We start from the raw sequence: 12,072 nt of genomic DNA, 5'->3' as shown, positions 1-12,072 counted from the left end.
TTCTGGATGTTCTCCCTATCGACACGGCTCGGTTGGCCGCGTTGTCCATGTGATCCGGCCCGATATCCGGGCCCCGCTTCCTTGAAACCTTAAACTTGTCTTCAGGCCGCCTGATCGAAACCCTTGGCTGGCTTGGCGAAGACGAATCCCTCGAACAGCCGGCGGGCGGTGCGGACGATGCCCGCCACCGGAGTTCCGTCGCGATCCATGAGGTCGACGTCGAGGCGTCCGCTGGGATGCTCGATCCCGATGCGGGCGGGTGCCCGAAGCCTCGGAGCCAAGTCCGCGGCGACGGTCCCCTCGGTTATGCAGGCGGTGGCGATGCCGACCGCGCCGGTCGTGGCGAGCGCCGGATGGCACTCATGTGGCATGAAATAACGCACGGTGAGCGTGCCTTCGGCAAGCCCCCGGCTAAGCAGCACCGGCTTCGGGATCACCTTGTCCCGCACGTCGCCCATGCCCATCAGCTTGCCCGCCTCCAGCCGGACCGCCTCGATCCGGCGCAGCAGGGCGGCGTCGGCGTTGAGGTCGGCGGCCGGTTCGTCGCCGGCGATCCCCAGGTCGGAGGCGCGCATCAGCACCATCGGAATGGCGCAGTCGATGCAGGTGATCGGGATGCCCTTGACGATGTCGCGGGGCGAGCCGGTCGGCAGCAGCTTGCCGGTCTTGGCGCCGGCGGCGTCGACGAAGGTCAGCGCGATCGGGGCCGCCAAGCCCGGCACGCCGTCGATCGAGGCGTCGCCCAGATAGGCCACGGCGCCGGCCGGGGTCGGCACGCGCGCCTCGATCAGCTTGCCCGTGTTGACGTTGTGGATGCGGACATGGGTTTCGGCGCCCTCGACCGGCACCAACCCCGCCTCGATCGAGAAGGGCCCGACGGCGGCCAGCATGTTGCCGCAGTTGGGCGAGGTGTCGACCAGCCGCTGATCGATCCGGACTTGCGCGAACAGGTAGTCGATGTCGGCGCCCGGAACGCTCGACGGACCGATGATCGCGACCTTGCTGGTGACGGGGTTGCCGCCGCCGATGCCGTCGATCTGGAGGGGATGGCCGGAGCCCATGACCGACAGCAGGATCCTGTCCCTCTCGGCTGGATCGGCCGGCAGATCGGACGCCAGGAAGAAGGGTCCGCGCGACGTGCCTCCCCGCATTAGCACGCATGGAATTCGCATGAGGTCGTTCATTGGCAGACAGCCCGCTTGACGATTGATGCGTGGAGTGGATCACTCCTGCTCTCGGTTGCGGTTATCTCATCAAAGCTTTATTCTGTTAAATGCAAAATCCAAAGGGAATGATGCGTTTTGAACATCAATTGTGAGATCCTGGACCTTCGGGCCTTCCTGTCCGTGGTCGAACTGGAGAGCTTCCACCGGGCCGCAGACGCGCTGAACCTGTCGCAGCCCGCCCTCAGCCGCCGCATCCAAAAGCTGGAGGGCGCCATCGGAGCGCCCCTGCTGGAACGGACGACACGCCACGTCTCGACCACGGCGGTCGGGCGCGAGTTGCTGCCGCTGGTCCGGCGCATGCTGGAGGAGTTCGACGGCTCGCTCTTCGCGGTACGCGACATCGGCGCCCAACGGGCGGGCTTGATCACCATGGCCTGCATCCCGACGGCGGCGTTCTACTTCCTGCCGATCGTGGTAAAGCAGTACAACGAGCGTTTCCCCAACATCCGGTTCCGCATCCTGGACCTGACCGCCAATGACGGCCTCCAGGCGGTGGCGCGTGGCGAGGTCGAGTTCGGCATCAACCTGATGGGAACGTCCGATCCGGATCTGACCTTCGAGCCGCTGCTGGACGACCCCTTTGTGCTGGCCGCCCGCAAGGAGCATCCGTTGGCCAAGTTGGACGAGATCGCCTGGACCGATCTGGAACCCTATCACCTGATCACGGTCCACCGCTCCAGCGGCAACCGGACCCTGCTGGACGCGGCCTTGGCGCGCGCCAACCTGAAGCTGCGCTGGTTCTACGAGGTGACCCACCTGTCCACATCGCTGGGGCTGGTCGAAGCGGGGCTCGGTATCGCCGTACTGCCCAAGCTGGCGACTCCCCAGGCCGATCATCCCTTCCTGGTCAGCCGCCCGATCCACAATCCTGAGGTGTCCCGCACCATCGGCATCGTCCGCCGCCGCGGCGGCACCCTGTCACCCGCGACGGAACGCTTCCTGGACCTGCTGATCAGCGTATGGCGGAAGCCGGCCGGCGGGTGAGGGGGTGTTGATCGATCAGCGGCACGGGAATGTGCGACTACCCGATATTGATGGCGTTCGCGCGGATCGCTCTACAGTCGGACGCCTCAGGGTGATACGTTATCTTGATATCGGACATCGGAGCGTTTCAATGCGTACGTTGGTCGATCTTGGTGAGACGCAGGTTCAGGCGCTCGATGATTTGGCTCGAAAGGATAAGCGATCGCGGGCTGCGGTCATCAGGGAGGCCATCGAAGAGTATCTAAAGAAGCACCGCGTCAATGATCAACACGATGCGTTCGGTCTTTGGGGTGACCGGAAAATGGATGGATTGGCATATTAGGAGCGGATACGTGGAGAATGGTGAAGGCGCTGTTCGAAACCACCATCTTGATCGACTATCTCAACGCGATCTCGCAGGCCCGCGACGAACTGAACCGTTACGAGGAGCGGGCCATCAGCATCATCACCTGGATGGAGGTGATGGTGGGAACCGAAGGAAGATTGGAGACGCCTACCCGCGCGTTTCTCGACGGTTTTGAAGTGATTGGACTAGACGCGCGCGTCGCTGAACGAGCGGTCGTTTTGCGTCGTGATAGACGCGTTAAACTACCGGACGCGGTGATCTGGGCCTCCGCCCAGGTTAACGGCATGCTCCTGGTGACCAGGAACTCGAAGGATTTTCCGGTGGATGATCCTAGCGTGCGTATGCCGTACGGGTTGTCCCACTGACTTCCCGTCGTCTCAATCGGCACCGCGCCAGTTCAGCATTGAAGGGATTTCGGGTCTGGACTATCTTTGGAGGGTAGGCGGTGGGGTTGCAGCCCCACCGCCGTGCTCCCGGTCTAGAAACGCAGGGTGATCAGGGCCTTGACCCCGAACGCCTGGAACCAGACCCGGAGAGAGAACCGATGTTTACGCATCGTTCCACTCCCTCGTGGCGGAGGCGGCCGGGCCAGTCCCGGCCGCTGTCCGCCTCTCCTAAATAGAAAATGCCGTCGAAGCACACCAGAGAATTTGTGCTCATGGTCTTGTTATCAACTCACGGTTGATAATGGTGCCTGTTGGTATTGCCTGGAACTCCCTGGCCTGAACTGGCGTGGCCACACCACGGAATTACGAAGCCGCCAGCATGTCATCGAACCCCGGCGTTTCGGCTTCCGACGTTTCAACATGTTGACAGCGCCGCGTTGCTCCCCTAGTTTCGCGGCTCGCTCAATCCCATGAGCTGCCTGTCGCGCCTGAGGGTGCCCGCCGGTCCGCGAGTTTCGCGCACTGGCGCGATTTCGTTTGGGCGCACGGCATCGCATGGGACGGGCATTCGACTTTCGCGAACCATGACCGAGTGACGCATGTTTGAAGGGCTGACCGGACGGCTGGGAGACATCTTCGATCGTCTCACGCGGCGTGGCGCGCTGAGTGAGGAGGATGTCGGCGCGGCGCTTCGCGAGGTGCGTATCGCCTTGCTGGAAGCCGACGTGGCCTTGCCCGTCGTCAAGCAGTTCATCGCCGGCGTCAAGGAGAAGGCGGTCGGCCAGGAGGTCCTGCGTTCGATCACGCCGGGTCAGATGGTCGTCAAGATCGTCCACGACCACTTGGTCGAGATGCTGGGTTCGGCCAGCGAGGGGATCAACCTCGAAGCCGCCGCCCCCGTGCCGATCCTGATGGTCGGCCTCCAGGGCTCGGGGAAAACCACCAGCACCGCCAAGATCGCGCTCCGCCTGAAGACGCGGGAGCGCAAGAAGATCCTGATGGCGTCACTGGACACGCGCCGCCCCGCCGCTCAGGAACAGCTGAAGATCCTGGGCGAGCAGGTCCAGGTCGCCACCCTGCCGATCATCCCCGGCCAGCAGCCGGTCGAGATCGCCAAGCGCGCCATGCAGATGGGGCGGCAGGAAGGCTTCGACGTCGTCATGCTCGACACCGCCGGCCGGCTGGCGATCGACGACGAGCTGATGGCGGAGGTCGCGGCCGTCCGCGACGCCACCAAGCCGGTCGAGACGCTGCTGGTCGTGGACGCCATGACCGGCCAGGACGCGGTGACGGTCGCCACCAACTTCCAGGACCGCGTCGGCATCACCGGCATCGTGATGACCCGGATCGACGGTGACGCGCGCGGCGGCGCCGCGCTGTCGATGCGCCAGATCACCGGCAAGCCGATCAAGCTGCTGGGTGTCGGCGAGAAGGTCGACGCGCTGGAGGCGTTCCACCCCGATCGCATCGCCGGCCGCATCCTGGGCATGGGCGACGTCGTCAGCCTGGTCGAGAAGGCCGCCGAGAACATCGACAAGGCGGAGGCCGAGAAGCTCGCCAAGAAGATGGAGAAGGGCACCTTCGACCTCGACGACATGGCGAACCAGCTCAAGCAGATCCGCAAGATGGGCGGCATGGGGGGGATGCTCGGCATGTTGCCCGGCATCGGCAAGATCAAGAATCAGCTCAAGGACGCCAACATCGACGAGGGCATCCTGAAGAAGCAGGAAGCCATCATCTCGTCCATGACCAAGGCCGAGCGTCGTAATCCCGATATCATCAAGGCGTCGCGCAAGCGCCGCATCGCCTTGGGTTCGGGCGTGCAGGTCCAGGATGTCAATCGGCTGCTCAAGCAGTTCCAGGACATGCAGACCATGATGAAAAAGGTCAAGAAGATGGGTCAGAAGGGCTTCATGCGCCAAGGTCTGGCCGGTCTTCTGCCGAAGGGCAAGGGTTTCCCATGAACCCAGCCGCCCGCGGCCCCTCCAGTTTCGCCTGATACATACCGTCAACCAGAGTGAAGAGAGTAGTTTCGCAATGTCCTTGAAGATTCGTCTGACCCGCGGTGGCGCCAAGAAGCGCCCGTTCTACGCAATCGTCGTCACCGACGCGCGCAGCCCGCGCGATGGCCGCTTCATCGAGAAGATCGGCACCTACAACCCGATGCTCGCCAAGGATCATCCGGAGCGGGTCGTCCTGAACACCGAGCGCGCCAAGCATTGGCTGTCGGTCGGTGCCCAGCCGACCGATCGCGTCGAGCTGTTCCTCGGCCGCGCCGAGGTCATCCCGGCCCCGTCGCAGCGCCAGAACCCGAAGAAGGCCGCCCCGAAGGCCAAGGCCCAGGAGCGGATCAAGGCCGAGGAAGCGGCCGCCGCCAAGCGCGCCGAGGCCGAGGCCGCCGGCAGCGCCGAATAAGTCCAGCGTCGATTTCCCGGCTCACGAACTCGAAGGCTCAGGTTCCCTCCCATGGCTCCCCCGTCCGCCCGCAAGCCCGACCAGACCGACACACGCGTGTGCGTCGGCCAGATCGTCGGCGTGCATGGCCTGCGTGGTCTGGTCAAGCTGAAGAGCTTCACCGGCGACCCCGCGGTCATCGCGGACTACAACCCGCTGACCGACCAGGCCGGCACCCGCCGCTTCACCGTCGAGCTTCAATCGGCGATGAAGGACCTCTGGCTGGCCCGGGTCGAGGGGGTCGCGGACCGCACGGCTGCCGAAGCCCTGCGCGGCGTCTTGCTCCACGTGGAGCGGGACCGGTTGCCGCCACCCGAGGACGAGGACGAGTTCTACCACGCCGACCTGATCGGCCTGCCGGTCTCGCGACCGGATGGCGAGCGGATCGGCTCGGTGGTCGCCCTCCACGACTTCGGCGGCGGGGACATGCTGGAGGTTCGGTTGCCCGACCAGCGCACCGTCATGCTGCCCTTCACCAAGGCGATCGTGCCCGTGGTGGATGTCGCCGGCGGACGCATCGTCGCCGATCCGACCAGCGATCTGCTGGCGCCTCCCGAGGCGTCCGACCGCGAGTTGGACAGGGAACGGGCCCTGCATGGCGGCGGGAATGACGAGAGCGAGGACGAGGGTAGCGGCGGCGATGGGGAAAAGGCGTGATGGATCCCGTGTGGACCGTTCGCGTCCTGACCCTCTTCCCGGAGATGTTCCCGGGGCCGCTGGGGCTCAGCCTCGCCGGGCGGGCACTTGAAAGCCGGATCTGGTCCCTCGAAACAGTGGACATACGGTCTTTCGCACGCGATAAACACCGCTCGGTCGACGATACCCCGTTCGGCGGTGGTCCCGGCATGGTCATGCGGCCGGATGTCCTGGATGCCGCCCTGACGGACACCACGGGCGGTCCGGAAGGGGAAACGCGCGGCCGGGTCATCTATCTGTCGCCGCGCGGGCGCCTGCTGGATCAGCCCCTCGTCAGGGAACTGGCGGCTGAGCCCGTCGTGACGCTGCTGTGTGGTCGTTACGAGGGGGTCGACGAGCGGGTCCTGGAAGAGCATCGGGTCGAGGAGGTCAGCCTCGGCGACTTCGTGCTGTCCGGTGGTGAGCCAGCGGCCCTGGCCCTGATCGATGCCGTCGTCCGGCTTTTGCCGGGCGTCATGGGCAACGAGGAGACCGCTGGGGAAGAGAGTTTCGAGCGGGGATTGCTGGAATATCCCCACTACACGCGGCCCGCCGACTGGCGCGGCCGCTTGGTGCCGGAAGTTCTGCTTTCCGGTCACCACGAAAAGGTAAGGGCTTGGCGGTTGGCCGAGGCGGAGGCGATCACGAAGGCCCGGCGGCCTGATCTGTGGTCCCTCTACGAGGCTGGCCGCGAGGCTGAGGAACCTCGGAAGCGCCGTCGGCGCGACCGTGTCGCGACGATGGAATAGATGACAAACGGGTCCGCCGGGAGCCTCTCAGGGGTTCGGCGCGCCATCAGTTAAGGTAAGGGGTGAGTGCGATGAACATCATTCAGCAGATCGAGGCCGAACAGGTCCAGAAGCTGCTCGAGCGCCGCGCGGTTCCGGAGTTTTCCCCCGGTGACACGCTGCGCGTCAACGTGAAGGTGGTCGAAGGCACGCGCGAGCGCGTGCAGGCCTATGAGGGCGTCTGCATCGCCCGCAAGAACGCTGGCGTCAACTCCAGCTTCACCGTGCGGAAGATCAGCTATGGCGAGGGCGTCGAGCGCGTGTTCCCGCTCTACAGCCCCCGAATCGACAGCATCGAGCTGGTCCGCAAGGGCGACGTCCGCCGCGCCAAGCTCTATTACCTGCGCGAGCTGCGCGGCAAGCGCGCGCGCATCAGCGAGCGGACCACCGGCCGCGGCATGAACAAGGAAGAAGGCGCGTCCAAGCAGGGCTGAGCGCTTGCACCCTTGTCGCTGGGAAGTGTCGCCAAAACGTCGAAGCCCGCCGAACTCCAGTTCGGCGGGCTTTGGTCGTACGCGTTTCCCTCGATAGGCTCCCGACGAGGGATCAGAGCGGTACCGTCATCCGCACCACGGTGCCGCTGCCCGTTGTTTCCGGCATCAGGGTCGCGTTCAACTGGGCCGCCAGCGCCTCCGCCAGCAGCATGCCGGCGTCGGCGTCGGGATCGAAGCCGGAAGGCAAGCCGCGGCCGTTGTCGGAGATCACCAACTCGATCGATTCCGGGGTCGGCCGGGTCAGCGAGATCCGGATCCAGCTCTTGGCGGGGAAGGCGTGGCGCAGGCTGTTGGTCAGCAACTCGTTGACGATCAGTCCCAAGGGGACCGCGAGCGATAGTCCGCCAGTGATCTTCTCAGACTGTACGTCGATGTCGGTGCCCTGGGCGCCACCTGGCACGTTGGCGCTGGTGGTTGTCACCAGCTCGGTCAGGTAACGGCCGAACTCGACCTGTGTTTCGCTGCCGGACTCATGGAGGTGGCGGTAGGCGATGGCGAGGGCTTCGATGCGCTGAAGCGTCAATTCATAGGCGCTACGGGCATCCGGGTCGCGAATGCGTCCGCTCTGCAATTTCAGCAGGCTGATGACGAGCTGGAGACTGTTCTTGGCGCGATGCTGCAGTTCGCGCAGCGCCTCTTCCTTCTCCTTCAATGCCTGTTCAAGATGCCTTGTATGTTCATCCATGTCAGGAGCGTGTGCTGTTGTCAAAGGTGGATCTCCTGACCGTGTTCCCATAGCCGTGGAGCAAACGCTCGGCGTGGAGAAATCATCCAACCCGCTGAGTTTCCACCGAATGCGCCAATATGTACAGCAGACAGGCTAACTCTCAAATATACTTTCCGGCTTATACGTTCGCACCTTCCAGGACTTACTTCTATTTTTCCTAAAACTTGCCAAAAACACTTTGGTTCTGAGATGTCCGTCCGGCTCTAAACGAGTTCGGCTTCCAGTGGTTCCACTCGGGGCGGTTCATCACAGCGTTGGTGCCCAACCGGGGTTGGATCACTCGAACAGCCGACCGAAAAAGCCACGTTTCTTGACGGGTTTCGGTGTGGCCGCGCGGCGTGGTTTGCCGTCGATGTATTCGTCCTTGAAACGCTTCATATCTTCGCTGCGGCCAAAGTTGAACCGGACGTGGAAGACATAGGTCTTGGTCTTCTTGAAGTCATCGATTTCCTCCGACATGCCTAGGAACTGAAGCTCCCAAAGGCCCTTCAAGTTCTCCCGCATCCAGTCCTCGGCCTCGTTCATTTTTCCCTGGCCGCGGAACTTGTGAACGAGTTCATACGTCATGTGCGATGTCATTATCGTGCGTCGCGTTGTTTATGGGTCGACCGCGAAGAGCGGAGTTGCGTCACCAGTGTAACCCAAACGCGTATAGATTCGGTTACTCGGCCATCGCGGGTTTGCCGCCCGGATCTGCTGGCAAATGGCGCGAAAGCACTGGTTGATGTGGATCAAGGCGTGTCCAACCCGCTTCGCGCATGTTTTCGCGCGGGCTCGACGCCATGACGGCGGCTCGATGGCGCGAACGCACCCGGATTGGCGGCGCGAGAAATCATGACCGATTTATCCAACCTGATGAGAAAGCCGCCGGAGAAGCCGAGGGATGTGGTGGGGCGGGTCCACTCGGTATCCGCCCTCGGCACTGGCGCCGGACCCGGTGTCCGCTTCGTCATTTTCCTGGATGGTTGCCCTCTGCGGTGCGCCCAATGCGCGGAGCGTGACGACGACGGATGCCACGCCGGTGGCCATGACGATCTCGATGACGCGGAACCAATCGCCGAACCGTCCAGCCATGGCGCGATGGACAGCCTGATCGGCAGGATCGCCCGCCACGCCGACTACATGCGCGTCTCGGGCGGTGGTGTCACTGTGGCGGGGGCCGAGCCGCTGGCCCAAGCCCCGTTCGTCCGCGAGCTGTTCCGCCGCTGCCACGCCATGGGCGTCCGAACCGCGCTCGATACGTCAGGCGGCGGCAACGTGTTCGCCGCCAAGGGACTGCTCCACCTGACCGATCTGGTGGTGCTGGACCTGACCCCGTTCGAACCGGGCCCGCTCGCCATCCGCAGCCGTTTCGCGGACATGCTGCGGGCGTCGGGCAAGCCGATCTGGATCCGGCTGGCGGTCATTCCCGGCGTCAACGACCAGCCCCGGCATGTCAGGGCGCTGGCTGAATTCGCGGCGTCCCTGCCCGAGGTCGAACGGGTCGAGGTGCTGCCGTTCAGCCAACTCGCCACGATCAAGCTGCGCGACCGTTGTCCTGTGGCCGCCCTGCGCACCCTGGCGCCTCCCACCGTTCCGCAGGTTCGGGCGGTGCGCAACATGTTCAGGGGACATGGATTGCGCACCTGTTGAGCGCCGTCCGGGAAGAGCGAAGGTCGTAGCGCGCCGTGGTAACCGACATGCGCCTTCCAAAACATATCGCACCGCGGCATGGGAAATGCCATCTAGGGGGTCATGGCATTCCTCAACGACTTCGCCCGGCGGGCGCTCCTTCCCGTGTCGCTCGCCGCCCTGGCGGCTGTCGGCTGTTCTCCCCTCATCGCCAATGGCCCGCGGCCGAACTCCTATCAGGTGCGACTGGACGACAGCCAGCCGGATAGGCGGGTCGTCGGAAGCCTGACATTCCGGGGAGGGCTGGCGCTCAGCGACGCCGATGCCGGCTTCGGCGGCCTGTCCGGCATCGTGGTCGATCCCGGTGGCCGCCGGTTCGTCGCCGTCTCCGACCGCTCGGCGGTTGTCACGGGTACTCTCGATTATGACGACGTCGGCGACCTTACCGGAGCCCGCGACATCACGGTCGAACCGTTGCTCGACATCGATGGCAAGCAGGCCAAGTTCAACCGGGGCGACTCGGAAGGGCTGACACGGCTTCCGGACGGCCGCTGGGCCGTCAGTTTCGAGCGCTGGCACCGGGTCGAGCTCTACGCGTCCAACCCAGTCGGCCCCGTCACCAAGCCGCTGCCCAAGCTGCCCCGCCCGCCGGGCATACAGAGCGCTGAGGGCAACAGCGGCCCTGAGGCGGTCGCGGGTCTGCCGGGTGGCCGCATGCTGCTGCTGGAGGAGGGGCGGGAGGAGAACGCGGGCCTCCATCGGGGCTGGATTGGCGGGCCGGATGGCTGGCAAAGCCTGACATATCGGGGCAAGGCGCCCTACCGACCGACCGACGCCGCCCTGCTGCCCGATGGCGACGTGGTGGTTCTGGAGCGGCGCGCCTCGATCCTGTCTGGCTTCGGCGCCCGGATCGTCCGTGTCCCCGCAACCAGCATCGAAGCCGGCGCCGAACTTTCCGGGACCGAGTTGGCGGTGCTGGAGGCGCCGATCTCCACCGACAACTTCGAAGGCATTTCCGCCATCCGGACACCGGACGGTCGGACCATGCTCTATGTCGTCTCCGACGACAACTTCTGGGGTCTCCAACGAACCCTGCTGATGATGTTCGAACTGGGTCCCCAATCGAAGTGAATGAGGCGGAAGATCGATATCTTTGGGACTAATTAAGGCAAGACGCCTTAAAGGGTTGCGCGATTCATGGACTGGCTGCACTACAATGCCCAACTGTCCAATAATCGCGCCGGTGAAATGCGAAACGTCACGAACATGAGGTACATGCCGCATCTGGATGCGTTGCGGGGAGCCGCGATACTCCTGGTGCTGGTCGAGCATTTTGGTGGGCAGGGGTTGAACGCCCTGATACCAATCGGAGCCGGTTCCCTTGGGGTCCATCTGTTCTTTGTCCTCAGCGGCTTTCTGATCACCGGACAGCTCCTGGATGCTTTCCACGGTAACCGTCCCGGTCCCCTATCGACCAAACTCAAGCACTTCTATCTTCGGCGGTGTCTGCGGCTATTGCCGGTCTATTACGTGACGTTGTTTTTCCTGGCGGTGTTCGGCATCGGCGGGATCGACGAAAGCTGGCCATGGCACGTGGCCTATCTCAGCAACATGTACGCTTATTGGGGCGGCCAACTTTCGGTCTTCTGGACGCTGGCGGTGGAGGAGCAGTTCTATCTGGTCTGGCCGCTGTTGATCATGATCACGCCATTCCGCCGGCTGGCGCTCCTGTGCCTGGGCGCTATCGTCCTGACCAGCCTTTTCAAGATCGCGTGGCTGGTGCTGGATTGGCGCAACCCTTACGGTTACACGCTGCTGATCTCGAACCTCGATCTGCTTGGCATGGGCGGGCTGCTCGCCGTCCTGAGCTTCAACGGCCAGAGCAACGATTTCTCGTGGTTCAATCAACGTCGGACGGCGATTGGCTTCGCCATCCTAGGTCTTGGCGGCATGGCGACCGCCATCACGCTGTGGTTGATCCACGGGGGCGGAACGGTGCGTTATCTGACGCTTCATCCTACGACCAGCGTGTTCTACGGCTGGTTGGTGATCCTGGCCGCCAACGGGTTGCCCGGATGGCTGGGGACAATCGCCTCTTTTGGACCTCTCCGCTATATCGGGCGGATCAGCTATGGAATCTATGTGATCCATAACTTTCTACCCCATATCCTGGAGAAGCCGGAGGTGGTGGCCCTGACCGGGCCGCTGTCGCGGCTTGAGATGGGCATGATCGTCATTCCCCTGTCCTTCATCCTGCCGGCGCTGTCCTGGCACTTGATGGAACGGCCGATCCAGCGGTTGAAGGATAGGATCGGCGACCAGCCCGATGATCGGGCGGCGGCCGGAAGCGCACCGGAACGGCTCCGCGCCTGACCGGGGGC

Annotated in this window: 14 protein-coding genes; 11 read left to right on the top strand and 3 right to left on the bottom strand. The window is 64.0% G+C overall.

Annotated elements, in window-relative coordinates; genetic code table 11:
- Positions 1 to 101 precede the first annotated feature (101 nt).
- The gene (locus tag N825_RS23490) at positions 102 to 1,172 is read right to left on the bottom strand and encodes a 4-oxalomesaconate tautomerase (RefSeq protein WP_245613209.1); all 1,071 of its coding nucleotides are present in this window, start codon (positions 1,170 to 1,172) and stop codon (positions 102 to 104) included.
- 129 nt (positions 1,173 to 1,301) lie between these two features.
- Between N825_RS23490 and N825_RS23485 the strand changes: the two genes are divergently transcribed.
- The 8 genes from N825_RS23485 (at position 1,302) to rplS (ending at position 7,293) form a co-directional block, all read left to right on the top strand.
- Positions 1,302 to 2,210, top strand: a complete 909-nt coding sequence (locus N825_RS23485) for a LysR family transcriptional regulator (RefSeq protein WP_037457631.1) — start codon at positions 1,302 to 1,304, stop codon at positions 2,208 to 2,210.
- A gap of 130 nt (positions 2,211 to 2,340) precedes the next feature.
- Positions 2,341 to 2,532 carry a ribbon-helix-helix domain-containing protein gene (locus N825_RS23480; protein ID WP_037457630.1) on the top strand — a complete coding sequence of 64 codons (192 nt, stop codon included), beginning with the start codon at positions 2,341 to 2,343 and terminating at the stop codon, positions 2,530 to 2,532.
- 17 nt (positions 2,533 to 2,549) lie between these two features.
- Complete coding sequence (locus tag N825_RS23475; RefSeq protein ID WP_037457629.1) at positions 2,550 to 2,921, top strand: type II toxin-antitoxin system VapC family toxin; 372 nt, start codon at positions 2,550 to 2,552, stop codon at positions 2,919 to 2,921.
- A 620-nt stretch (positions 2,922 to 3,541) separates the two neighbouring features.
- Positions 3,542 to 4,906, top strand: a complete 1,365-nt coding sequence (gene ffh, locus N825_RS23470) for a signal recognition particle protein (protein WP_037457628.1) — start codon at positions 3,542 to 3,544, stop codon at positions 4,904 to 4,906.
- Positions 4,907 to 4,979: 73 nt separating this feature from the next.
- Positions 4,980 to 5,357 carry a 30S ribosomal protein S16 gene (rpsP, locus tag N825_RS23465; RefSeq protein ID WP_037457627.1) on the top strand — a complete coding sequence of 126 codons (378 nt, stop codon included), beginning with the start codon at positions 4,980 to 4,982 and terminating at the stop codon, positions 5,355 to 5,357.
- A 51-nt stretch (positions 5,358 to 5,408) separates the two neighbouring features.
- Positions 5,409 to 6,053 (top strand): ribosome maturation factor RimM, encoded by a 645-nt coding sequence (gene rimM, locus N825_RS23460; protein ID WP_051512830.1) that lies wholly within the window; start codon positions 5,409 to 5,411, stop codon positions 6,051 to 6,053.
- A complete protein-coding gene (gene trmD / locus N825_RS23455) occupies positions 6,053 to 6,820 on the top strand; it encodes a tRNA (guanosine(37)-N1)-methyltransferase TrmD (protein ID WP_037457626.1) in 768 nt (255 codons plus the stop codon). The genes rimM and trmD overlap by 1 nt, the downstream gene beginning before the upstream one ends.
- A 71-nt stretch (positions 6,821 to 6,891) precedes the next feature.
- Positions 6,892 to 7,293, top strand: coding sequence for a 50S ribosomal protein L19 (gene rplS / locus N825_RS23450; RefSeq protein WP_037457625.1), 402 nt, complete (start codon positions 6,892 to 6,894; stop codon positions 7,291 to 7,293).
- Between the two features lie 112 nt (positions 7,294 to 7,405).
- Here rplS and N825_RS23445 read toward each other — a convergent pair whose 3' ends face one another.
- Both N825_RS23445 and N825_RS23440 read right to left on the bottom strand, forming a co-directional pair.
- The gene (locus N825_RS23445; protein WP_198038866.1) at positions 7,406 to 8,038 is read right to left on the bottom strand and encodes a sensor histidine kinase; all 633 of its coding nucleotides are present in this window, start codon (positions 8,036 to 8,038) and stop codon (positions 7,406 to 7,408) included.
- Between the two features lie 318 nt (positions 8,039 to 8,356).
- Positions 8,357 to 8,647, bottom strand: a complete 291-nt coding sequence (locus tag N825_RS23440; protein ID WP_037457623.1) for a hypothetical protein — start codon at positions 8,645 to 8,647, stop codon at positions 8,357 to 8,359.
- Between the two features lie 267 nt (positions 8,648 to 8,914).
- Here N825_RS23440 and N825_RS23435 point away from each other — a divergent pair, with 267 nt between their 5' ends.
- The 3 genes from N825_RS23435 (at position 8,915) to N825_RS23425 (ending at position 12,064) form a co-directional block, all read left to right on the top strand.
- Positions 8,915 to 9,712, top strand: a complete 798-nt coding sequence (locus N825_RS23435) for a 4Fe-4S cluster-binding domain-containing protein (RefSeq protein WP_051512827.1) — start codon at positions 8,915 to 8,917, stop codon at positions 9,710 to 9,712.
- Positions 9,713 to 9,814: 102 nt separating this feature from the next.
- Positions 9,815 to 10,822, top strand: a complete 1,008-nt coding sequence (locus tag N825_RS23430; protein ID WP_051512824.1) for an esterase-like activity of phytase family protein — start codon at positions 9,815 to 9,817, stop codon at positions 10,820 to 10,822.
- Positions 10,823 to 10,966: 144 nt separating this feature from the next.
- On the top strand, positions 10,967 to 12,064 hold the full coding sequence (locus N825_RS23425; RefSeq protein ID WP_198038865.1) for an acyltransferase family protein: 1,098 nt from the start codon (positions 10,967 to 10,969) through the stop codon (positions 12,062 to 12,064).
- Positions 12,065 to 12,072 lie beyond the last annotated feature (8 nt).

Source organism: Skermanella stibiiresistens SB22 (assembly GCF_000576635.1).
In the GTDB taxonomy this organism is placed as follows: Bacteria; Pseudomonadota; Alphaproteobacteria; order Azospirillales; family Azospirillaceae; genus Skermanella; species Skermanella stibiiresistens.
The sequence above is the reverse complement of the archived record's forward strand: the minus strand, read 5'-3'. Positions and strand labels throughout refer to the sequence as shown.